This is a genomic window from Drancourtella sp. An12 (assembly GCF_002160935.1).
Lineage (GTDB): Bacteria > Bacillota > Clostridia > Lachnospirales > Lachnospiraceae > Sellimonas > Sellimonas catena.
This window is the reverse complement of record NZ_NFLO01000011.1, coordinates 56,623-79,404: the sequence shown is the minus strand read 5'-3', so window position 1 is coordinate 79,404 and position 22,782 is coordinate 56,623. Positions and strand designations below refer to the sequence as shown.

Here is a 22,782-nt window from a genome sequence, read left to right as displayed (position 1 = left end):
GAAGATGAGATTGTACAGGAAATGGATAACAAGAATGATACAGGCAGCGGCAGCACTGCTCTTTCTGGCAGGAATGTATTTCTGGAGCAGACCGCAGGCACAGACACAGGAGCTGGAGTTTGGCATGTTTACCGGAAGCAACTGGGGCGTGGAAAACGCAGACGCTTTCGTTATTATCGACAGGGCGATTGAGCGTTTTGAAGAAAGCCATCCAGGAGTAACGGTCCGCTATACTTCGGGAATTGAAAAAAAGGATTACTCCGAGTGGTGTGCAAAGCGCCTTCTGGAAGGAGAAATGCCGGATGTCTTTATGGTTCTGGATACGGACTTTAACCAGTACTGTTCCCTTGGAATTTTGCAGGAACTGAATACGTTTATGGAATCAGATCCGGAGTTTCAAAGCGAAGAGATTTTCCAGACAGCGATGGATATCGGAAAGGGCATGGAAGAAATCCAGTATGCACTTCCATATGAAGTAGTTCCAACGATGCTGTTTGTCAATAAGACACTGCTTCGGCAGGAAGGAATCGAAATGCCCCAGCAGGACTGGACATGGGATGATTTTTTGGAAATCTGCAGAAAAGTGACAAAAGATACAGATGGCGACGGCCGGATTGACCAGTTCGGAACTTACAATTATTCCTGGCAGGATGCGATGTATACAAGCGGCGGAAGCGCGTTTGATAATGAAAAACAAAATGTAGACTTTTCCAATCAGTATGTGATTGAGTCGGTGAAATTTATGAAAGAACTACTGGCTCTGAATCAGGGCGAAAATGTGACACAGGAAGACTTTGATGCAGGAAAAGTTGCGTTTATGCCCCTGACGTTTGCTGAATACCGGACATACAAAACTTATCCATACAAAATCAAGAAGTATTCCAATTTTCAATGGGACTGCACGACATTTCCAGGCCGTACCCACGGAGAGAACATTTCCAAGGTGGACGCACTTCTGATTGGAATCAATCATGATAGCACAGAGAAAGAACTGGCGTGGGAATTTTTGAAAGAACTTGTCTGTGGATACGAAAGCCAGCTCGATATTTTCCGGTACTCACAAGGCGTATCCGTCCTGGAATCTGTAGCAAGATCTGAGAAAGCGGCCTCGATTATTCAGGAAGATATGGATAAGGAAGAACAGGTTATTAGTGGAGAACTGTTGTGTGATGTCATTGAACATGGAACGATCACACCGAAATATTATCAATATGAGACGTACGAACAGATGATCAGTCTGGCAAACACCGAAATTACAGAGATCTTCGAAAAGAATAAGAATATAGAAAGCAGTATGAAGATTTTTCAGAGGGAAATCCGAAAATATCTGAATCAGTAAAAATAAGAAGCCCGGATACGATTGCGAGAAGAACAGAGTCTTCCCAAGTATCCGGGCTTTTTCCAGTAGAAACCACTTCAAGCGGCCCCGGCTTTATGTAATAATGAAAAAGATATGATAAAACGTGCTGTATTTCGCTGACATGCATATCCATCAGCCGGATTCCTACAAAAGCTCAGTGACAGAAATCAGACACCGGGATCTGGAATACAGGGCGGATACAGTACACGAAAAAGGGAGAGGAGGAAAGGAAACAAGGTCGGTCCTGAGCGATAACAATCCGATTGAAACAGGAGAAGAATCCGATCGGAAGCATCGCAAAAGAGAAAGGAAAGGGACATGGCAAGAAAAGGAGAAAATATTTACAGAAGGAAAGACGGACGCTGGGAAGGCAGATACATTGCAGACAGATCAAAAGACGGCAAAGCAGTATACCGTTCTGTCTACGCAAAAACCTATACCCAGGCCAAACAGAAACTGCAGGAAGCAAAAGAAACAAGTCAAAAAGAAATAGAGAAGAAATATCTTCCTGATTCGGAAAAAGAATTTTCGGAATTTCTCTATCGGTGGCTCGAATATATCCGGCCCCGCATCAAAGAATCTTCCTATGTAAAGTATGCAAATCTGATTGAACTTCATATTGACAAAGAAATCGGAGCAATCAAACTTGGCAGTCTGAATACTGCCATCATTGACGAGTTTATCAATACCCTTCTGGAGGGAACAGAAGAAATAGCTCCCCTTTCAGCAAAAACCGTAACAGACATTCTGGGAGTCGTCCGAAACGTGATCCGCTACATCAATGGACGATTCCAGAGAGTCGACTGTGATCTATCCCAGATCACCATAAAAAAGGAAGAAACCCGGATGCGGATTTTAAGCAGAGAAGAGCAGGAACAGCTGATCCGGTATCTGCGGGAGTATCCGTCACCAATGAACTGCGGCATCTTCCTGACCTTATTTACCGGACTTCGGATCGGGGAACTCTGCGCGCTGACCTGGGAGGACATTCATCTGCGAGAAAAAGAAGTGTTTATTCGGAAAACAATGCAGCGCATTCAGAATAAAAGACCGGAAAAACCACGGCTGGAGTGGGGAAGCAGGACCAGAATTATCATCACTCCGCCGAAAAGCAGCAAGTCGATCCGGCATATTCCAATCCCGGAGGGAGTAGCGGAAGTGCTTGGTGAGTACCAGAGACACGGCAATGAATATCTTTTGACAGGAAAAGAAAACAGATATGTTGAACCCCGTACCCTCCAGTATCATTTTAAAAAGGTTCTGAAGAAATCAAGCATCGAAGAGGCAAATTATCATGCGCTGCGTCACACTTTCGCAACCAGATGCATTGAACTGGGCTTTGACATCAAAAGCCTCAGCGAGATTCTGGGCCATGCAAGCGTTAATATCACACTGAACCGGTATGTGCATCCGTCCATGGAGCTAAAGCGGGATAATATGGAAAAACTCTCCGGGCTGATTGCGGAATAACCAGTCCATATTACATTCAACAGTAAAAACAGCAGGAAATAACGGTAGAATAATAAAAAAATCGCAGAGTGTGATACTCTTGGAAATGACAAATTCAACATGGAAATGATCAGAAAACAGGGCGTTTCTTCCGAATAAAAAATTTTTGACATGAATATTGACGTTAATAAAATCAGGAATAAAATCTTAAATAGAAGCAAAAAAAAGAAAAAGAATTGTCTCTAAAGATGGTATTCGACCAAAGATTTGACGCATAATTTTGAAAATTCTACAAGTCGAAAGATGAATCTTAAAGAAAAAAGGCTGTCCACTTTTTTGTCCTCACGAGGAAATCCCGTCTTTTGCGACATGTTCCAGTATTATAGAATTGCATTTTCAGTTTGTTGTGTTATAATTAGGGAGGTGAAAACAGCCTTAAAGTTTTCACTATTTCGTATACAAAAATAACGGGTTCGCAGAGTATCACACTCTGCGAAATGAGTAGGTGGTGAGCGTCATCTGGTACGCAGTGCGCTGTGAAGCGGGAAATGAAGACAAAACAGCAGAAAAGTGGAAGCAAAAGCTTACAGGACAGGACGGAGAGGCCTTTGTCTTTACCTATGAGAAGATGAAACGCTACGAAGGTAGCTGGCATCTGATCCGTGAGCCTCTCTTTGCAGGGTACATTTTTCTGGTGATCAAAGATCAGACGATACCGGAAATAGAAGATGCTCAGAGCCTGATTCCTGTCGGTACAGAAGAAACCAGATTTCTGGAGGAGATCGGCGGGAAGGAGCACCACATCCCGATGTCACGGGGCTATATAAAAGAAGGACAGACCTGTGTGACAGAAGGACCGCTTTGCGGGCGGGAAAGCCAGATCCGCAAAATTGACCGACATAAGCGTCTGGCACGTCTGGAATGCCCGGTGGATCAGTATCAGAGAAAAGGACTCTGGGCTGGCCTTGAAATTGTATCAAAAAGCTAAAAACCGCACGTCCGGATAAGAAGTGCGAAAACGGAAAAGAAGTTTGGAAAACAACTGTGATAAGAAGTCATGGTTGCGGAAAAAACGGATAAAAAGGGAAAAAAGGAAGTCTGGGGTGAAAGACTTAAAAAAATTTTTTCACCGCAGATATGGCGAAGCTATGTCAAAAAACAGATAAGCTTCCCAGAGAGGAGAAGTTATGTGGTATGTCATACAGACAATGACAGGGAAAGAAGAAGAACTGACAGAAGTGCTGGATAAGATGCTGCCACAGACGATATGTGAAAAAAGCTTTTTGATCAAACGGGAGACATGCTGGAGATTGAAAGGCGAACACAAGATACAGAAAGAAATCCTATTTCCGGGGTATGTGTTTGTCAAGACGCAGACTCCGGAAACATTATATTATCAATTAAAAAAAGTACCGAAGCTTTCCAAATTGTTAAGTGATGGGGAAGAAGAATTCCTGCCGGTCCGGGAGGATGAGCAGGAGTTTCTGGAAAGCCTGATCACGATCGAACAGGCTGAGGAAAAAGAAGAGTACATCGTAAAACGGTCAGAAATAGAAACCGATGAAGAAGGAAATATCGTCTGGGCCGGAGACCCTCTTTCACAGTATCTCGGAAATGTGGTCAGAAAGAGGATCCGGAAACGGTACGTTGTCATAGAAAAAGAACTGTTCGGGAAGAAACGGACGGTTCTTCTTAGTATCCGGCTAAAAGGGGAAGAATAAGGGGAAACGTAGAAAGCTACGGAGTTATTATATACAGAAGAAAAAAGATCGAATAAAAGATAGAAAACAAGGCAGGGATTTCCAAATGAGGAGGTCCTTATTTTTGTGCAAAAAAGTAAGGAGTGAGGGAAGATGAGTAAAGAAATGGAAGCATTTTCATCAAAAGTATGGCTTTCCAGCCCGACCATGCATGGCCCGGAGCTGGAGTATGTAAAAGAAGCATATGAAACCAACTGGATGTCAACGGTTGGCGAAAATATTAATGAGACAGAACGGCTTGCCTGTGAAAAAATCGGATGTAAGTATGCGGTGGCATTATCAGCCGGAACTGCAGCACTTCATATGGCAGTGAAGCTGGCAGGGGTAAAGCCGGGAGACAAGGTGTTCTGCTCAGATATGACATTTGATGCCACGGTGAATCCGGTCGTTTATGAAGGCGGTGTTCCGGTATTTATTGATACGGAGTACGATACCTGGAACATGGATCCGGTAGCCTTGGAAAAAGCATTTGAACTCTATCCGGAAGTAAAAGTTGTTGTAGTAGCACATCTTTATGGAACACCGGGCAAAATTGATGAAATCCGGGAAATTTGTGACAGACATGGCGCAGTTATTATCGAAGATGCAGCAGAATCTCTCGGAGCAACCTATAAAGGTGTTCAGACTGGAACATTTGGAACTTATAACTGCATTTCCTTTAATGGAAACAAGATTATCACAGGATCATCCGGAGGAATGCTTCTGACAGATGATGAAGAAGCAGCAAAGAAAGTGCGGAAATGGTCTACTCAGTCCAGAGAAAACGCACCGTGGTACCAGCATGAGGAACTGGGATACAACTACCGGATGAGTAACGTGATTGCAGGAGTGGTTAGAGGACAGTTCCCATACCTGGAGGAACATATCGCACAGAAGAAAGCAATTTATGAGAGATATAAAGAAGGCTTCAAAGACCTTCCAGTGAAAATGAATCCATATGATGAAGAAAACAGTGAGCCGAACTTCTGGCTGAGCTGTATAGTAATCTATCCGGAAGCCATGTGCAGGCAGGTACGGGGAGAACAGGAAGCACTGTATATCAGTGAGTCGGGAAAGAGCTGTCCGACAGAGATTCTGGAAACACTGGCATCCTATAATGCAGAAGGACGTCCAATCTGGAAACCGATGCACATGCAGCCGATTTATCGGATGAATGGATTTATCACAAGAGAAGGAAATGGACGGGCAAAGACCAATGCCTATATTGCAGGAGGCGCTGTAGGACAGGACGGGAAACCGCTGGATGTGGGAATGGATATCTTTCAGAGGGGACTGTGTCTGCCGAGTGATAATAAAATGACGGTGGAAGAGCAGGAGAAAGTGATTGAGATCGTGAAGGGATGTTTTGAGTAGGTGTCTGGTATGAGAAGAAGAAAAGGATTTTATGAAAAGTATATAAAAAGGATTTTAGATTTTTTGATATCTCTTGTCACCATAATTATTCTATCTCCACTCTTAATTGTTTTGACAGTAATTGGAACTATTAAAATGGGAGGGAATCCATTTTTTGTTCAAAAAAGACCTGGAAAAGATGAAAAATTATTTAATTTAATTAAATTTCGGACTATGAACAATAAAAAAGGGAAAGATGGAAAGCTTTTGCCAGATGTTCAAAGATTAACTTCATATGGGAAATTTTTAAGGAATTCTAGTTTAGATGAATTGCCGGAATTATTTAATATTTTAAAAGGGGATATGAGTATTGTTGGCCCGCGTCCTCTTCTTGAAAAATACTTGCCATTGTATAACGAAGAGCAAAGGCATCGACATGATGTAAGACCTGGCCTAACTGGATATGCTCAGGTTCGTGGAAGAAATGGCGTATCATGGCAAAAACGATTTAAAATGGATGTTCACTACGTTCGGAATATTTCATTTAGAGGTGATGTAAAGATACTCATTGAAACAGTACTAGCAGTATTAAAAAGAGATGGGATTGATTCCGAAGTATCGGCAAAATATACAATGGATGAATTTAAAGGGAATTAGAGGTGGCTGATGAAAACTCCATTTTTTTTGATAGATGAAGATAAATTAAAAAAGAATATTGATGATTTTGAGAATGCTTTGAAAGAAATTTGGCCTAATTCACAACTGGCATATTCGGTAAAAACAAATTCTCTTCCTTGGCTTTTGGAATATTTGAAAGATAAAAATGTATTTGCAGAAGTGGTTTCAGATGAGGAATTGGACTTAGCAAAATTATGTGGTTATTCAATGAACTCTATTATATTCAATGGTCCAATTAAGGGAGAAGAGCATTTTAAAAAGGCAATAGAAGGAGAAGCTATTTTAAATCTCGATTCGAAAAATGATTTAGAATTTTTGAAGAAATATGGAAGCAAAGAGCGGAGTATAGGAATTCGCGTTAATGTTTCGCCAGAAATGTTCAGTAAAGAAGATATCGGATACGAAGAAGATGGATTCAGATTTGGATTTACAGATGAAAACGGATCCTTACAAAAAGCGTTGGAAACAGTATATGAGTATTGTCCAAAAGTAAAGTTAGGCCTTCATCTGCATTGTAATAGTATAACAAGAAGTGTTGCCGTATATAAAACTATTGCTGAATATGCAGCTTATCTTATAGAAAAATACGAGCTTAACCTTGATTTTATTGATATAGGAGGCGGATTCTTTGGCGGAGTTGAAGGAAAGCCGACACCAGTAGACTATATCAAAGCTATAAAAAAAGAATTAGAAAAAGTAGTTAATATCAATAAGACCAAGTTAATTGTAGAGCCTGGTTCTGCAGTTATTGGTTCAGTAGTAGAGTTACATACATCTGTTATTGATGTTAAGGATACGAAGCATGCGAGAGTTGTTACAACTGATGGAAGCCGCATTCATATTGACCCGCTTTGGAAAAAGGAGCGGTACTTGTATTCCACTACTGCCCCAAAAGAGCAAAGAAATATTCCGAAACAGATAATTTGTGGATATACCTGTATGGATCATGATCGGATTATGATTTTGGAAGATGAGCAAGAATTAAGGCAGGGGGATGAAATTGTCTACTATCGAGTAGGAGCATATTCGATGACATTTGGAGGTATGTTTATTCGGTATCTGCCAGAAGTTTACATCAAGCGAAATGAAAAATTGGAAAAAGTCAGAGAAAGAATTTCTACAAATCAATATTTTAAAATTCAATCGTTTACTGAAAAAGGAGAATAATGTTTATGAAAAAAGAGACAGTACTGGTTTTGGGAGCAACAGGTAATTTAGGAGCATACTCGGCACTGGCATTAAATGAAGCGGGATATTCTGTGATTGCTGCAGGAAAACGAGCCTCTGATAATGGATTTTTTACAGACAGAGGGATGGAATATGTATCAATTGATATAACAGATAAAGATTCTTTCAAATGTCTTGAAAAATACGATATTGACGCAGTTGTTGATTTGGCCGGAGAATTACCTTCAAGATGTGCATTTAATCCACAGGCGTTGATCCGAACAATTATTGAAGCAACAATGAATGTTTTAGAGTATATGAGGGTTGCTGATATTAAGAAAATAGTATTTCCTACCACTCCATATGATTTATTTTATCTGCATGAGAGCGGAAAGCCAATGGATCCGGATGCACCACGATCATATCCGGCGACAGGTGATCATAGTGTATATGCGATTGCAAAAAATGCAGCGGTTGATTTGATTGAAAATTACCATAATGAGTATGGAATTTCTCGTTTTATTTTAAGATTTTTTACAATTTATCAATATCATCCAAATGCATACCATTATGCTGATGGGAAGATGAGAAAAATGCCATATCGTGGGTTGATGGATAAAGCACAAAATGGCGAGCCAATTACAATATATGGAAATCCTTCCAGAGTGAAAGAAATGGTCTATATTAAGGATTTTACTAAAGTAATTGTTGCTGCGATTCGATCAGAATTAGAAGGCGGGTTCTATAACATAGGTTCGCCAGAAAGAGTTTCGTTAGATGAAATGATTCACGGAATCGTAGACGTATTTTCGGAAGGAAATAAGAAATCAGAAATTTCTTATGATTCGTCTATGCCAGACACATTACAATCAATGCTTGATTGGTCGAAAACCAAGCGTGATTTAGGATATGAGCCGGAATATACATATATAAAAATGTTGGAAGACTTTAAAAAAGAAATGAAAGAAGAACCGTTAGCTCAGTTATGGGGGACTGGAAAATATTACGAAGAGCTGTACGGTGATAGAAAATAAAAGAATGGGAGAAAAGGATATGAATATATTATTTTGTAGTGCTGGAAGAAGATGCCAGCTTTTGCAGGATTTTAGACAGAGTATGGGGAATAACGGGAAAATTATTGCAACAGATATGAGTGTGACTGCACCAGCAATTTATATGGCTGATAAATTTTACATTGTGCCTGCTGTAAATGATGAAAATTATATATCAACTATTTTTGATATTTGTAGAAAAGAAGAAATTGATGTCATTACAACTTTAATTGATCCTGAAATTAAAATTTTGGCTGAGCATAGAGAAGAATTTCGTGAATTAGGAGTGGAAGTTTTAGCTCCATATACTGAAACGGCTGAAGTTTGTTTTGATAAGTACGAGATGTTTAAGTATTTAAAAAAGAATGGAATAGATACGGTAATGACGTATGGTGACATTGAGTCTTTTGAAAAGGAGTTAAACGAGAATAAGATTGGATTTCCTGTTTTCGTAAAACCAAGGGAAGGCAGCGGATCTGTAGGAGCTAGAAAAATCACAAATCTGTCTGATTTGAAGGAAGCAATGGCGGAAGACTCAAGCCTGATTATTCAAGAATATATGGGGGATAGCATAGACCTGGATGCTGACATTTATATTGACACAATCTCGCATGAGCCTGTAGCGCTATTTAGCAAGAAAAAGCTGGAAACAAAAATAGGAGGAGCTAATAAGACAATTTCTTTTAAAGATGACAAGTTAGTTGAGTTTGTAAAAAAGGCTCTTAAAGTGTTTAAATTTAATGGACCTATTGATATGGATTTATGGTACCGCAATGGTAGATATTATTTATCCGAAATTAATCCGAGGTTTGGTGGGGCATATCTGCATGCATATGGAGCAGGAGTTGATTTTGTACGCTTAATTGAAAATAACGTTAAAGGCATAAAAAATGAGCCATGTTTCAATAATTATGACGATAATATTGCTATGTTGATGTATGACGGAGCAGTAATACAGAAACTAGGAGAGTAATACTTATTATAATCATTTTTGAGAGGATAATACGATGAACATTCTTTTTCTGACATTACTTGATTTTGATACATTGAATCAAAGTGGAATATACACGGATCTCTTACGTAAGTTTGCTAGAGAAAAGCATCATATATATGTGATTTCACCTGCGGAGAGGCGAACAGGAAAAAAAACACAGGTTTTGAAAGAAAAAAATGCAATGATTTTAAAAATAAAAATCGGAAATATTCAAAAAACAAATCTCATTGAAAAAGGAATTTCTACTATTACATTAGAGTACATATTCATTCATGCTATAAAAAAGTATTTCGCGAATGTTAAATTCAACTTAGTTTTATATTCGACCCCGCCAATTACTTTACAAAAGGCTGTTGAATATGTGAAAAAGCGCGATCAAGCTCAGACATATTTGCTTTTAAAGGATATATTTCCACAGAATGCAGTTGATTTGGGAATGTTAAAAAAGAGTGGATATAAGAAACTTATATATCGATATTTCCGTATCAAAGAGAAAAAGCTATATGCTATTTCTGATTATATAGGCTGTATGTCAGAAGCCAATAAAAATTACATATTAAAGCACAATCATGAAATTTCTCCACAAAGGGTAGAGGTTTGTCCTAATTGTATTGAAATGCTGGATATGAGTATTGACGAAAACGAAAAAAAAAGGATGAGAAAAAAATATGAAATTCCACAAAATACAATAGTGTTTGTTTATGGTGGAAATCTTGGAAAACCACAGGGGATTCCTTTTTTAATTAAATGTCTAAAACAGTTAATTAATAATAAAGAGATTTTTATATTAATTGTAGGAGATGGAACAGAATATAATCTGCTTGAAAAATTTTTTAATAAATATCAACCCTCAAATATGAAATTAATGAAAAGGCTACCTAAAGATGACTATGATCAAATGATTGCTTCGTGTGATGTTGGAATGATTTTTTTGGATCATAGGTTTACAATTCCTAATTTTCCAAGTCGTTTGCTTAATTATATGCAGGCGAAACTTCCGGTACTAGCAGTTACAGATCCTAATACAGATGTAGGAAAAGTTATTGTTGATGGAGATTTTGGATGGTGGTGCGAAAGCAATGATATTTATAACGTCAATAGATTAATAGAAAAAGTAGTAAGTAATAAAACTGGATTAGGCTCTTTTAAAGAAGCAAGTTATAACTTTTTAATGAAGTATTATACCGTGGAAACGGCGTATAAGATTATAATCAATAAAATTAAAATGTGAGGGAATTATGAAAATTTTAGTCATAATGCACGCCAACAATTTGCTGTATGGAGCAGGAAAAAGTTTAGTCAATTGGGTGACAAATACAAATATAGAAATAGATATCTTACGTCCTAAAGCTTTTCCGCGCAGTATTAAAGAGGAAGTGATTCGGCAAGGCTTCGGGAAGAATGTAAAAGAAATTTATAGTATGTGGCTTCCTTTTAGCAGGTGTTATTCTGGGAGAAAGCACGTTTCTAAGTTGGGCTTTTTGTATCAAAAAATGAATAATATTTTGTGGACGATGAATAGAAAAAAAGTGAAAAGCCTCATGAAAAAATACGATAGGGTATATTTGAACTCCTTAGTTTTGTGGCCTTTGATTTCTCCAAAAGGCAACTACTATATACATATAAGAGAGGTATTTGAAGGAAGTAACAGGCTTTTTAAAGAAGTGCTTAAATCTTTAAATGATACGAAAGGGGTAATATATATAGACCATGCAACATATGAGGCATTTAAAGATTATAATTTAAAAAATGAAATAGTATTAAATAATCCGTTTGATATGAGAAATGTTGAATTTATTCAAAAAGATAAAATAAAAAAGAACTTAGGGCTAAAAGAAAATAAAAAGATATATTCTGTAATTGGCATGATTTATGAGCAGAAAGGAGTAGAGTTTGTTATAGATGGTTTTATAAAGGCCAATATAGATGCCTACTTATTAATTGCTGGGAAGATAAAAGGCCAATATGCTCAAAAATGTATAAAAAAGGCGGAAAAATATAATGATATTATCTTTTTAGGAGAAATAGAAGATATTAATAAAATATATGCGATTTCAAATGCGATTATTCGTGGAGAAAAGTTCTTTTGCGTTGGGCGGACGATTTATGAAGGATTATATTCAGGAAATGATGTGATTATTCCAGGGAATGAGCAAGATATAGAGCGTTTACCCAATATAGAACAATGTAAAGAGAATATTTATTTCTATGATCCAAGAAATGTAGAATCTTTCGTTGAAGCTTTAAAAAAAGTCGAAAAGAAAAAAGAGGGACGTCGAATTTACATATCAAATGTGGAAGAATATACAAATAAAATTTTAAAATTTATGGAGCTAAATAATGAATAGAAAAATTGTGTCTATCTATAACATAGTAATTTGCATATCAGTTATAATCTGTATTTTTTCGCTGATTAATAACTCTACTTCCATATTAATAGTCGATTTGGGAATAGTTACAATTACTATATTATGTAAAACTTTTCAAAGTTTAGAGAAGCATATAGGACTTTTCTTTTTTGAGGTATTTACAATACTTTTTTTGAGTGGTTCAGTATTTTTGAATTTTTTCGTGGATAAAAATACTGGATTGGAAACTTTATTTAGTAGTGAAATAATTTTTCATACCATTTTTTGCTTATACTTAAGTCAGATTGCGTTATATGTGGGATATCAAATTCAAGATTTTTCGATGAAAAAGAAAAATATAACTTCTAGTTCCATTAGTTCAGAAAAAATAAAACTAATTCAAACAACAAGTATGTTGTGTTTGGGGATTACAGTTATACCTAAGATACTAGTGGAAATAGAAAGAAGTAGAATTATAAATGAAATAGGATATGTTGAAAGCTATTTAGGGTATTCCAGTAGTCTTCCTGGTTTTATACAAAGAATTGCACAAGGATATAATTTGTTCTTTTGGTTATTTCTTTGTACGAAGCCGTCTAAAAAAAGGACATTTTTTGTTTTAGGTATAAATATTCTAATTGCATTAATATCACTTAGAAGCGGGAAACGAAGTTCTTTCATTTTACCGATAGTCATGACAATAATTTATTTGTTTTATCGTAATAAAGAGGAAAAAGAGGGGAAAATTTGGATAAAAAAAAGATGGATACTTTATGGTGTAATCCTAAGTCCTTTTATTATTGCAATTGCACAACAATTTACTTATACAAGAATAAATTTATCGACAGATTATTCGATTGTGGAAAATATCAGAAAAGCGTTTGAAGAGTCAAGTGTAAATTTAATAGCTTATGGGAAAATGTTAGATGATGTTATACCTGATAATGGATATACATTCGGACTGTTATGGATGGTTTTAATCAGAAATCAATCAATATTTGGAAATTTATTAGGAATTGAGCCTCTTTCTAATCAAACAGTTGCTATGGCATTGCAAGGTAATTCATTTGGACAGACTATAACGTATTTAGTGAATCCTAATATATATTTTAGAGGTGGTGGACTTGGTTCATCTTATATAGCGGAAGCTTATAAAGATTTTGGTTATATAGGAATTATATTATTTAGCATTTTAATAGGAGTACTACTATATAGATTCACCAATAGTAAGACACAGAATGTTTATATACAATGTTTTATGTTTATTATGTTGAGTAACTTACTATTAGCTCCTCGTGATTCTGCTTTTGGCTTCATTTGTAATACATTTACGATAACAAATTTATTGTACGTATTCATTTTTTTCATTTTTGTAGAATTATATTACAGAAGATATAGAGGAAACAATCGATGAAAATATATTTATTTACTAATCAATTTCCTTTTGGAAAAGGCGAAATTTTTATTAAAGATGAGTTAGAAACAAGCACATCTAGTCAAGAGGAGATAAATATATGTCCGCTTGAATATAAAAAAAATGAAACGGATAATGAATATAAAAATCTAATTTTATCCCCTAGATTTAAGCCGTATGATTGGGCAATAGTTTTATGTAATTGTGTTCTGTGTTTGCCGTTGTTAAGAGAAATAAAGTTTTTAGTGTGTTCAAAAAAAATCCATTTGAATACATTAAAAAGAGCTCTCGTTTTCTGGATATTAGCTAATGTAAAAAGAAGAAAAATAGAGCTTATCATAAAACAGGATAATAATAAAGATGATCAAATTGTCTGTTATTCATATTGGGCTACGACAACGGCGCTAGCAATAACCCTTATAAAGAGAAATAGAAAAATTTTGGGAATATCAAGAGCTCACGGAATAGATTTATATGAAACAAGGCATAGGTATGAATACTTACCATTTAGATATGAAATTTACACGAAATTAGATAAACTTTTTTTAATTTCCAAATCAGGGGAAAAGTATATTAAAACGCACTATTTCTTCTCGAGTAAAATAAAAAGCGAAGTTAGTAAATTAGGAACTCAAGATTATGGGATTAATAAAGAAAATGAATATTCGAAACTGGTTTTGGTATCTTGTTCTAGTGTTATAGAAATTAAAAGAGTACACCTAATATTAGATTGCTTGTCAACAATAAATAATATAAAAATTGAATGGCATCATTTTGGTACCGGAGAATTATTTAGAGATCTAGAAAATAGGGTGAAAAAAAGTAAAAATAGGAATTTGACTTGTAATCTGTGGGGATTTCAAAAAAAAGACACAATAATGAATTTTTATCGCCATAATAAAATAGATCTTTTTATCAATGTAAGTACAACTGAAGGTTTACCTGTATCTATGATGGAAGCCATATCATTTGGTATTCCTATCATAGCTACAGACGTAGGTGGTACAAATGAAATAGTTATCAACAATATTACAGGATGGCTAATAGATAAAGATAAGGTAGAGAGTGAGTTGAAAGATGCTCTTGTGACTTACTATTGGCTATCAAAAAGTGAGAAAACTAAGATACGAAATAGCACTAGAAAATTTTGGGAAGAAAACTTTAATTCAAAATGTAATTATTATAATTTTTATGAGGACATAAAGGAATTAGTACATGAAAAAATCGAGGATATTTAGCTCTATAAAGAATGTATCAGTATCAATGATGGAACAAATAGTTACAAATTTGTTGCTTTTTGTAAATAGAACATTTTTTATTTATTTTTTAGGTAACGAATTTCTAGGTCTAAATGGATTATTTAGTAATATTCTAACATTACTATCGTTATCTGATTTGGGATTTGGAATGGCTATTTTATTTTCCATGTATAAACCCGCAGCAGAAAAGAATTATTACAAAGTAGCTGCGTTGTTGAATTTATATAAAAAGATCTATCATATAGTTGGAATACTAATGACCGTTATAGGTTTAGCGTGTACACCATTTTTACATCTTCTTATATCTGATTTGCCACAAATCAGAGAATTAAATGTTATTTACATTTTGTATTTATTAAATACAACAGTCACATATTTTTTTTCATACAAAAAAAGCATTTTAATTGTTGAACAAGAAGTATATATTGCATCTATTATACAAATTGTGGTTAGTGTGTTACAGAATGTATTGCAAATAATAGGGCTTATGCTTTATAGAAATTTTATTTTATACTTAATCATACAGGTGGTGTGCACTTTAGGAAATAATTTAGCCATTTCATTATATGTAGATAAAAAGTATAAATTTATAAAGGATTATAGCAATGCTAAAGTAGATGATAATACTAGCGCAGAGTTGAAAAAAAATGTTTTTGCAATGTTTCTAAGCAAAATAAGCTCAGTCGTGGTAACTTCCACATCAAACATTTTAATTTCGAAATTTGTTAGTACAGTAATATTAGGATACTACTCAAATTATTTACTTTTTGTAAATTTAGTACGAACTGTTATAACAAAGATATTTGAAGCAATTACGGGAAGTTTGGGAAATTTTGTTGCGGTGAAAACCAAAGAAGAATCAAAAGAAACATTTGAGAGATTATGGTTTGCTAATTATTGGTTAATTGCATTTTGTTCAGTAAGTTTTTTTATCTTGATCAATCCATTTATAGTGATATGGATAGGGGAAAAATTTTTATTAAATAAAGGAAGTGTTTTTTTAATTGCGTTTAACTTGTATATGCGGTACATAAGAAATACTCAATTAGCTTATATTGATACATATGGGTTATATTGGAATATAAAAATAAAGTGTATTGCAGAGGCAGGTATAAATTTGGGAGTGTCTCTTTTATTTGTTCTCCCTTTAAAACTAGGAATAATCGGGATCCTCTTAGGAACTACAATAAGTAATTTTTTAACCAATTTTTGGTACGAGCCATATATCATATATAAGGAAAAGTTTGAATCAAAAGTTAAAGAGTATTTTAAACAATTTGTAATATATTTTGTTTTAATGATTATTGTTGGAATGATTTTATGGTTTGTATGCAGACAGATTCCTGGCAATGGAATTGTTAGCTTTTTAGAAAAACTATTAATATGTGTTTTTGGATTTAATGGGATTTACATCGGTATTTATAAAAAAAATAAAAACTTTATTTACTATGAAAATTTATGCAAATCCTTCTATAAGAAAATAAAGAAGAGAGGATGATATCTTTACATGGATTGTAAAAAAATCTTGGTCATTAGTCAAAATCCATTCGATGAATGCAGTAATAATGGAAAAACATTATTGTCATTTTTTTCGGGTTATCCGAAAGATAAAATTGCTCAGTTATATTTACATGAGGGAGAACCGCTATGTAAAGAATTTGATAATTTTTTCCGTATTACCGAAAAAGATATTTTATATAATATTTTTGGAATGACTAAGAAATGTGGAAAAAAAATTTCAAATCGTGTTTCAGAGTTAATATATCAAGAAAGTAAAGAAACTAAATGGAAAACATGGCCATTAATACGTTTAATGCGAGAAGTAGTATGGAAATTGCCGTGGAATAAAAAGGAACTTTTCTGTTGGTTGGATAAGTATAAGCCCGAGGTTATTTTTTCGACTTGTGGTGATACTTTATTTACATATTATTTAACAAGATTGATAAAAAAAAGATATCATTCATCCTTGGCAGTATTTATAACGGATGATTATATCATGCCACGTAAAAATATTGATATTTTTTGGCAATTTAAAAGGAGCCTTATAAAAAAGAATATTAAAAGAATATTAAAAGAGGCCAACTATTTTTTTACAATTTCAGAGGGAATGTGTGCTGAATATAAAAAAATTTTTCAAAAAAAGAGTTATGTGATTATGAACATGGAAAAAATCACAAAGGTAAATGTTCCATCAAAACATAGCGATCTAGTATTAGTTTATGCGGGAAACTTAGAATATAATCGGGATAAGGTATTAGCAGAACTTAGTAAGATTATATATCAATTCAATTTAGACAATAAGAGAAAAGTTAGATTGGAAACTTATACTAACTCGAGCATTACAGAAAATTTAAGAGAAAAACTTTGTCTGGGAGAAAATAAATATGGTGGGAAATTAGCAAAAAAAGATTTGGAAGTTAAGTTAAATGAAGCGGATATATTTGTTCATGTAGAAGCTTTTGACAAGAAAAATATTTATGACACGAGATTTTCAATTTCTACAAAAATATATGAATATTTATCTTTAGGAAAGCCAATTTTAGCTATTGGACCAGAAAATATTGCTTCTATGCAATTTTTAAAAGATACGGCTTGTTGTATAAATGATCCAAAGTATATGGAGAAAATGTTAAATATTATATTATCTGATGAAAAAAAGCGTAAGGTGCTGGCAAAAAAATCTGAAGAATTATTTAATGCTAAAAAACAGGCAAAAGAGGAATTTTGGAAGATTTTGAATGAATAAATAATATTTATTATAATTTTATTAAATTGGAAAGGGGGAGACATTGTAAAAGTGCAATGTCGAGAAAAAAATGAAGGAAGAATTACTGAAAAGAATTAATTCCAAAGAAATCAAAGTAGGAGTTGTTGGCTTGGGGTATGTAGGCTTACCGCTTGCGGTAGAGAAAGCCAAGGCAGGATTTAAAACAATAGGTTTTGATGTGCAGGAAGAAAAGGTAAGATTAGTAAATGAAGGTCATAATTATATTGGAGATGTAGTAGATAGTGATTTAGCAGATTTGGTCCGTAGTGGAATGTTAACAGCCACTACGGATTTTAGTTTTGTTAAAGATGTAGATTTTATCGCTATTTGTGTGCCAACACCATTGGATGCACATCAGCAGCCAGATATTAGTTATGTTCGTTCATCTACAGAAGCAATTTCAAAATATTTGACTAAAGGTACTATGGTTGTATTGGAATCGACGACATATCCTGGGACGACGGAAGAATTGATCAAACCGATTTTGGAAGAAGGATCAGGGCTGAAATGTGGAGAAGATTTTTATTTAGGCTTCTCACCTGAGCGGGTAGATCCAGGTAATTTAATTTACAAGACAAAGAATACTCCGAAAGTAGTGGGTGCAATTGGAAAAGATGCAACTGAAGTGATTGCAGCAATGTATAGAGCTGTATTAGAGGGAGAAGTGTATGAAGTATCCTCACCGGCAGTTGCGGAAATGGAGAAAATTCTCGAAAATACATATAGAAATGTAAATATTGGTTTGGTTAATGAACTTACAATGCTTTGTCAAAAATTGGGGATCAGTATGTGGGAAGTTGTAGATGCTGCAAAAACAAAACCATATGGATTTCAGGCATTTTATCCAGGACCAGGTCTTGGTGGACATTGCATTCCACTAGATCCATATTACTTATCTTGGAAGGCCAGAGAATATGGGTTCCATACATCCATGATTGAAAGTTCCATGATAATTAATGATCAAATGCCGGAATATTGTGTAGAACGTGCAAGTAAAATTTTGAATAGACAGATGAAGTCGATGAAGGGTTCTAAGATACTTGTTTTAGGAGTGGCTTACAAACAGGATATTGATGACTATAGAGAGAGCCCAGCTCTTCGCGTTATTGAAATTTTAAAAAGAGAAGAAGCAGATGTTGATTTTTATGATCCATGGATTGCTGAATATAAGTATAAAGGAGAAAAAAATCAGGGAATAAAGGAAATTAATCCAGAAATTATTGCATCCTATGATCTTATAATGATTACAGCAGCTCATAGTAATATTGATTATGACATGATACAAAAAAATGCATTAGCAATATTTGATACAAAAAATGTAATGAAAGCAATAGAAAATAGAGAAAATATTGAAGTCCTTTAGGGCTTTTTTTATTTGGAGGAAATGAGATATGAAATATGCATTAATTGGATGTGGAAGAATTGCAACAAATCATATTAAAGCGGTTATTAATAATCATTTAGAATTGGTTGCGGTGTGCGATGTGATTCCAGAGCACATGGAGCTATTATTAGAAAAGCATGACTTAAACAAAACCACCTCGATTAAAAGGTATACTGACTATAAAAAAATGATAGAAGAAAATGAATTAGAACTTGTAGGAATTGCTACAGAGAGTGGTTTACATGCTGAAATTGCTTTGTATTGCATTGAGCATAATATTAATGTAATTATCGAAAAACCAATGGCTATGAGTATAGAAGATGCAGATAAAATTATTCAGCTGTCAGAAGAAAAAGGAGTAAAAGTATCAGCATGTCATCAAAATCGCTTTAATATTGCAGTACAAGAAATGCGAAAAGCGTTAGAAGCAGGAAGATTTGGAAAACTTTCTCATGGATCTATTCACGTAAGATGGAATAGAAATAAGGATTACTATACTCAGGCACCATGGAGAGGAACTTGGGCCCAGGATGGTGGAGCACTGATGAATCAGTGTATTCATGGTATTGATTTGCTGCGCTGGATGATGGGGGATGAAATTGAAGAGGTTTATGGAGTGACAAGACAACAATTTCATAGCTATCTGGAAGCAGAAGATGTGGGAATGGCAGTTGTAAAATTTAGAAATGGTGCAGTTGCAACAATCGAGGGTACAACAAATGTTTATCCGAAGAATCTTGAAGAAACATTATATTTATTTGGCGAAAAAGGCACAGTAAAGTTAGGTGGAAAATCTACTAATAACATCGATGTGTGGAATTTTTCTGATGAAACAGATGCAGATCAGAATAATAAAGGCTTGGAAGAAGTAACCAGTAATGTGTATGGTAATGGTCATACCAGCCTTTATGCAGATGTAATCGATGCGATTAAAACCGATGGAAAACCATACGTAGATGCCAATGCTGGCAAGAATGCTTTAGAGTTAGTGCTTGCCATTTATCAAAGCCAAAAAGAAGGAAAGGCAGTCAAACTTCCATTAAAAAAATTTGCAAGTGTTGATATGATGGGAGAATTTTAAATGGGAAATTTTTTTGTTCATGAAAGTAGCTATATTGATGAAAATGTCAAAATTGGAGATGGAACAAAAATTTGGCATTTTTCGCATATTCAAGACGGGGCGATAATAGGAAAAAATTGTTCGTTGGGACAGAATGTTAATGTATCAAATAATGTAAAAATTGGTAATGGGGTAAAAATACAAAATAATGTATCGATTTATGAAGGTGTAGAATTGGAAGATTATGTTTTTTGCGGACCATCAATGGTTTTTACTAATGATTTGACTCCAAGAGCGAAATACCCAAAAGGATCTGTAGGATATAAAAAAACTATATTGAAACACGGTGCAACTATAGGAGCGAATGCAACTATTGTTTGTGGACATAGTATAGGTAGATGGGCAATGATTGCCGCAGGAGCAGTAGTTACTAAAGATGTTCCTGATTATGCTTTGATGGCAGGAGTGCCAGCAAAACAGATTGGTTGGGCATGTGAATGTGGAATGAAACTACACGATAACTATGTATGCCCGTCTTGCGGAAGAGAATATAAAATAGAAGATGGAATCATGAAAGAAAAGAGGCAGATAAATGCAATTTAGAGATTTAAAAACCCAGTATCAGCAACTGAAGCCCGAGATAGATGCAGCTATTGCAGAAGTTTTAGAAAATGCTAATTTTATTAGTGGACGGCAGGTCGGCGAATTAGAAGAAGAATTGGCACAGTATGTAGGGGTTAAACATTGTATTACATGTGGAAACGGAACAGATGCGTTGTCGATGATGATGATGGCTTGGAATATAGGGAAAGGGGATGCAGTATTTGTACCGGACTTCACTTTTTTCGCTTCAGGAGAAATAGTTTCTTTTGAAGGGGCTACTCCAGTTTTTTATGATGTGTGTATGGACACTTTTAATGCCGATGTAACATCACTAGAAAATTCTATAATTAATGTTTTGAATGAAGGAAAGCTTACACCACGAGCTATAATCGCAGTAGATTTATTTGGATTGCCGGCAAACTACATAAAATTAGAAGAAATAGCAAAAAAATATAAATTGCTATTATTGGAAGATGGAGCCCAAGGATTTGGAGGAAAAATAGGAGAAAGAAGAGTGGGGAGTTTTGGAGATGCAGCAACTACGTCCTTTTTCCCAGCAAAGCCTTTGGGATGCTATGGCGATGGAGGAGCTATATTTACAAATGATGATAACATAGCAGAATTATTAAAGTCCATCCGGGTACATGGAAAAGGCAGTTTTAAATATGATAACGTGCGAATAGGATGGAATTCACGACTGGACACTTTACAGGCTGCGATTCTAAAAGTGAAGTTTAAGGCATTTAGAGAGTATGAATTAGAAGAAGTAAATAGAGTTGCGGATACTTATAGAAAAGAGTTGATGGGAGTTGTAAAGATTCCTGTTGTTAGAGAAGGATTCTACTCAAGCTGGGCTCAATATACATTACAACTTTCATCAAAAGATGAGCGGGATCAAGTGCAGGAAGCATTGAAAGAAAAAGGTATTCCAACAATAGTTTATTATCCAAAACCGATGCATCAGCAGGTAGCCTTTTCGGGTAATAAAATGTACGTTGAATGTCCAAATACAGAAAAGCTGTGTGATACTGTTTTATCGTTACCAATGCATCCATATTTGTCAAATTCGGATATACAGGAAATAGCAATGGCAGTTAAGTTAGCAATAAATAAAAAGAGTTGAGGAAAAGTTTAAGATGAATCAAAAAGCTAATAGATATGCACAAATAGATGTACTAGAATTTGTGTTTGCTATTTTGATTGTATGTTTGCATATATCTGGGAATGATCAGGAAAGCATAGTATATTTAATTGGACAATATGTTGGACGAATAGGGGTTCCGTTCTTTTTTGCGGTCTCAGGGTTTTTTGCATATCAGAAAGTAAAAGATGGATCTCCGCTAGAGTATTTAAAAAGACAGGAAATAAAATTACTTCGCATATTTTTAATATGGACTTTAATTTATTTGCCTATTACTTTTCATGTTGCTTATATTAATCATGGCAGTAACGTGTTAGTTGGTATTTTAGCATATGTGAGAGAACTGGTTTTTCTGGCTCCTGCATATATGTGGTATCTGGTTGCTTTAATAATAGGTCTGATTCCATTCGTTTTATATGGAGTTTCGCATCTACCCCAATATACAATAGGGGCAAGTTTATTTTATATTTTGGGTACTCTCTTGAATGGTTACCGGACTATTACTGGTTTAGACTCTTTTGAGTTCTTTTATGATTTCTTTTTGACAAGTAGAAATGGTGTGTTTTTTACACCAATTTTTTTATCTGTTGGAGCTTGGATCAATATCGCATATAAGAAACAGATAATAAGTAAATGGAGTCTTACTTTTATAATAACATATATTATATTTGTTGTAGAAGTTACTTGCGTAATACTTCATGTTCCAAAAGGGGAAGACTGCAGTATGTATTTTTCATTGCCTTTAGTAATTGGAACGTTGCTAGGAATAGTTTTAAATATTTCTGTTATAAAAGAGAACCAGATGACTAATTTTTTGAAAAGCGCTAGTTTAATTATATATTGTTCACAATATGGCTTCATTAATGCGTATAAAAAATTAATAGGAGATATTAATGAAGTGATACTATGGATTATGGTTGTGATTTCAGGATGTATATTAGCGTACAGTATACAAAAACTAAAAAAAGAGTTGAGAAAATTAACTATAAAGCAAAAAGGGAAATAGGAGACGAA

The 22,782-nt window shown here is 34.8% G+C and carries 20 protein-coding genes; all 20 read left to right on the top strand.

The genetic code is table 11. The features are described 5' to 3' along the window. Positions 1-4 precede the first annotated feature (4 nt). The 20 genes from B5E64_RS10815 to B5E64_RS10720 all read left to right on the top strand — a co-directional run bounded on the left by B5E64_RS10815 (position 5) and on the right by B5E64_RS10720 (position 22,774). Positions 5-1,339 carry an extracellular solute-binding protein gene (locus B5E64_RS10815; RefSeq protein WP_087168532.1) on the top strand — a complete coding sequence of 445 codons (1,335 nt, stop codon included), beginning with the start codon at positions 5-7 and terminating at the stop codon, positions 1,337-1,339. 339 nt (positions 1,340-1,678) lie between these two features. Further along, the gene (locus B5E64_RS10810) at positions 1,679-2,830 is read left to right on the top strand and encodes a site-specific integrase (RefSeq protein ID WP_087168531.1); all 1,152 of its coding nucleotides are present in this window, start codon (positions 1,679-1,681) and stop codon (positions 2,828-2,830) included. Between the two features lie 487 nt (positions 2,831-3,317). Beyond that, positions 3,318-3,797, top strand: a complete 480-nt coding sequence (locus B5E64_RS10805) for a transcription termination/antitermination NusG family protein (RefSeq protein WP_162610178.1) — start codon at positions 3,318-3,320, stop codon at positions 3,795-3,797. Positions 3,798-3,996: 199 nt separating this feature from the next. Further along, positions 3,997-4,530 (top strand): transcription termination/antitermination NusG family protein, encoded by a 534-nt coding sequence (locus B5E64_RS10800; RefSeq protein ID WP_087168529.1) that lies wholly within the window; start codon positions 3,997-3,999, stop codon positions 4,528-4,530. A gap of 132 nt (positions 4,531-4,662) precedes the next feature. After that, complete coding sequence (locus tag B5E64_RS10795; RefSeq protein ID WP_242960148.1) at positions 4,663-5,922, top strand: aminotransferase class I/II-fold pyridoxal phosphate-dependent enzyme; 1,260 nt, start codon at positions 4,663-4,665, stop codon at positions 5,920-5,922. A 9-nt stretch (positions 5,923-5,931) separates the two neighbouring features. Beyond that, positions 5,932-6,558, top strand: a complete 627-nt coding sequence (locus tag B5E64_RS10790) for a sugar transferase (protein WP_087168528.1) — start codon at positions 5,932-5,934, stop codon at positions 6,556-6,558. 9 nt (positions 6,559-6,567) lie between these two features. After that, positions 6,568-7,746, top strand: a complete 1,179-nt coding sequence (locus B5E64_RS10785; protein ID WP_087168527.1) for a diaminopimelate decarboxylase — start codon at positions 6,568-6,570, stop codon at positions 7,744-7,746. Positions 7,747-7,751: 5 nt separating this feature from the next. Beyond that, complete coding sequence (locus tag B5E64_RS10780; protein WP_087168526.1) at positions 7,752-8,780, top strand: NAD(P)-dependent oxidoreductase; 1,029 nt, start codon at positions 7,752-7,754, stop codon at positions 8,778-8,780. Between the two features lie 19 nt (positions 8,781-8,799). Further along, entirely contained in the window at positions 8,800-9,771 is a 972-nt protein-coding gene (locus tag B5E64_RS10775; RefSeq protein WP_087168525.1) for an ATP-grasp domain-containing protein, read from the top strand. A 34-nt stretch (positions 9,772-9,805) separates the two neighbouring features. After that, a complete protein-coding gene (locus tag B5E64_RS10770; protein ID WP_087168524.1) occupies positions 9,806-11,023 on the top strand; it encodes a glycosyltransferase family 4 protein in 1,218 nt (405 codons plus the stop codon). A 7-nt stretch (positions 11,024-11,030) separates the two neighbouring features. Continuing rightward, on the top strand, positions 11,031-12,140 hold the full coding sequence (locus B5E64_RS10765; protein WP_087168523.1) for a glycosyltransferase: 1,110 nt from the start codon (positions 11,031-11,033) through the stop codon (positions 12,138-12,140). Then, the gene (locus tag B5E64_RS10760; protein ID WP_087168522.1) at positions 12,133-13,554 is read left to right on the top strand and encodes an O-antigen polysaccharide polymerase Wzy family protein; all 1,422 of its coding nucleotides are present in this window, start codon (positions 12,133-12,135) and stop codon (positions 13,552-13,554) included. Before B5E64_RS10765 ends, B5E64_RS10760 begins: the two co-directional genes overlap by 8 nt. After that, complete coding sequence (locus tag B5E64_RS10755) at positions 13,551-14,792, top strand: glycosyltransferase (RefSeq protein WP_087168521.1); 1,242 nt, start codon at positions 13,551-13,553, stop codon at positions 14,790-14,792. The genes B5E64_RS10760 and B5E64_RS10755 overlap by 4 nt, the downstream gene beginning before the upstream one ends. After that, complete coding sequence (locus tag B5E64_RS10750; protein WP_087168520.1) at positions 14,770-16,311, top strand: oligosaccharide flippase family protein; 1,542 nt, start codon at positions 14,770-14,772, stop codon at positions 16,309-16,311. The genes B5E64_RS10755 and B5E64_RS10750 overlap by 23 nt, the downstream gene beginning before the upstream one ends. A gap of 9 nt (positions 16,312-16,320) precedes the next feature. Further along, a complete protein-coding gene (locus B5E64_RS10745; protein WP_087168519.1) occupies positions 16,321-17,559 on the top strand; it encodes a hypothetical protein in 1,239 nt (412 codons plus the stop codon). Positions 17,560-17,629: 70 nt separating this feature from the next. Further along, on the top strand, positions 17,630-18,943 hold the full coding sequence (locus tag B5E64_RS10740) for a nucleotide sugar dehydrogenase (RefSeq protein ID WP_087168518.1): 1,314 nt from the start codon (positions 17,630-17,632) through the stop codon (positions 18,941-18,943). A 28-nt stretch (positions 18,944-18,971) separates the two neighbouring features. Next, complete coding sequence (locus B5E64_RS10735; protein ID WP_087168517.1) at positions 18,972-20,045, top strand: Gfo/Idh/MocA family oxidoreductase; 1,074 nt, start codon at positions 18,972-18,974, stop codon at positions 20,043-20,045. Next, the gene (locus B5E64_RS10730; RefSeq protein ID WP_087168516.1) at positions 20,046-20,627 is read left to right on the top strand and encodes an acyltransferase; all 582 of its coding nucleotides are present in this window, start codon (positions 20,046-20,048) and stop codon (positions 20,625-20,627) included. Next, entirely contained in the window at positions 20,617-21,750 is a 1,134-nt protein-coding gene (locus B5E64_RS10725; protein WP_087168515.1) for a DegT/DnrJ/EryC1/StrS family aminotransferase, read from the top strand. The genes B5E64_RS10730 and B5E64_RS10725 overlap by 11 nt, the downstream gene beginning before the upstream one ends. A gap of 13 nt (positions 21,751-21,763) precedes the next feature. After that, positions 21,764-22,774 carry an acyltransferase gene (locus B5E64_RS10720; protein ID WP_087168514.1) on the top strand — a complete coding sequence of 337 codons (1,011 nt, stop codon included), beginning with the start codon at positions 21,764-21,766 and terminating at the stop codon, positions 22,772-22,774. The last annotated feature ends 8 nt before the right edge of the window (positions 22,775-22,782 follow it).

What these genes read in the sequence shown, in the direction of transcription:
- B5E64_RS10815 (WP_087168532.1), top strand. Translation starts at nt 5, where the DNA reads ATGAGATTGTACAGGAAATGGATAACAAGAATGATACAGGCAGCGGCA.
- B5E64_RS10810 (WP_087168531.1), top strand. Translation starts at nt 1,679, where the DNA reads ATGGCAAGAAAAGGAGAAAATATTTACAGAAGGAAAGACGGACGCTGG.
- B5E64_RS10800 (WP_087168529.1), top strand. Translation starts at nt 3,997, where the DNA reads ATGTGGTATGTCATACAGACAATGACAGGGAAAGAAGAAGAACTGACA.
- B5E64_RS10795 (WP_242960148.1), top strand. Translation starts at nt 4,663, where the DNA reads ATGAGTAAAGAAATGGAAGCATTTTCATCAAAAGTATGGCTTTCCAGC.
- B5E64_RS10790 (WP_087168528.1), top strand. Translation starts at nt 5,932, where the DNA reads ATGAGAAGAAGAAAAGGATTTTATGAAAAGTATATAAAAAGGATTTTA.
- B5E64_RS10785 (WP_087168527.1), top strand. Translation starts at nt 6,568, where the DNA reads ATGAAAACTCCATTTTTTTTGATAGATGAAGATAAATTAAAAAAGAAT.
- B5E64_RS10780 (WP_087168526.1), top strand. Translation starts at nt 7,752, where the DNA reads ATGAAAAAAGAGACAGTACTGGTTTTGGGAGCAACAGGTAATTTAGGA.
- B5E64_RS10775 (WP_087168525.1), top strand. Translation starts at nt 8,800, where the DNA reads ATGAATATATTATTTTGTAGTGCTGGAAGAAGATGCCAGCTTTTGCAG.
- B5E64_RS10770 (WP_087168524.1), top strand. Translation starts at nt 9,806, where the DNA reads ATGAACATTCTTTTTCTGACATTACTTGATTTTGATACATTGAATCAA.
- B5E64_RS10765 (WP_087168523.1), top strand. Translation starts at nt 11,031, where the DNA reads ATGAAAATTTTAGTCATAATGCACGCCAACAATTTGCTGTATGGAGCA.
- B5E64_RS10760 (WP_087168522.1), top strand. Translation starts at nt 12,133, where the DNA reads ATGAATAGAAAAATTGTGTCTATCTATAACATAGTAATTTGCATATCA.
- B5E64_RS10755 (WP_087168521.1), top strand. Translation starts at nt 13,551, where the DNA reads ATGAAAATATATTTATTTACTAATCAATTTCCTTTTGGAAAAGGCGAA.
- B5E64_RS10750 (WP_087168520.1), top strand. Translation starts at nt 14,770, where the DNA reads ATGAAAAAATCGAGGATATTTAGCTCTATAAAGAATGTATCAGTATCA.
- B5E64_RS10745 (WP_087168519.1), top strand. Translation starts at nt 16,321, where the DNA reads ATGGATTGTAAAAAAATCTTGGTCATTAGTCAAAATCCATTCGATGAA.
- B5E64_RS10740 (WP_087168518.1), top strand. Translation starts at nt 17,630, where the DNA reads ATGAAGGAAGAATTACTGAAAAGAATTAATTCCAAAGAAATCAAAGTA.
- B5E64_RS10735 (WP_087168517.1), top strand. Translation starts at nt 18,972, where the DNA reads ATGAAATATGCATTAATTGGATGTGGAAGAATTGCAACAAATCATATT.
- B5E64_RS10730 (WP_087168516.1), top strand. Translation starts at nt 20,046, where the DNA reads ATGGGAAATTTTTTTGTTCATGAAAGTAGCTATATTGATGAAAATGTC.
- B5E64_RS10725 (WP_087168515.1), top strand. Translation starts at nt 20,617, where the DNA reads ATGCAATTTAGAGATTTAAAAACCCAGTATCAGCAACTGAAGCCCGAG.
- B5E64_RS10720 (WP_087168514.1), top strand. Translation starts at nt 21,764, where the DNA reads ATGAATCAAAAAGCTAATAGATATGCACAAATAGATGTACTAGAATTT.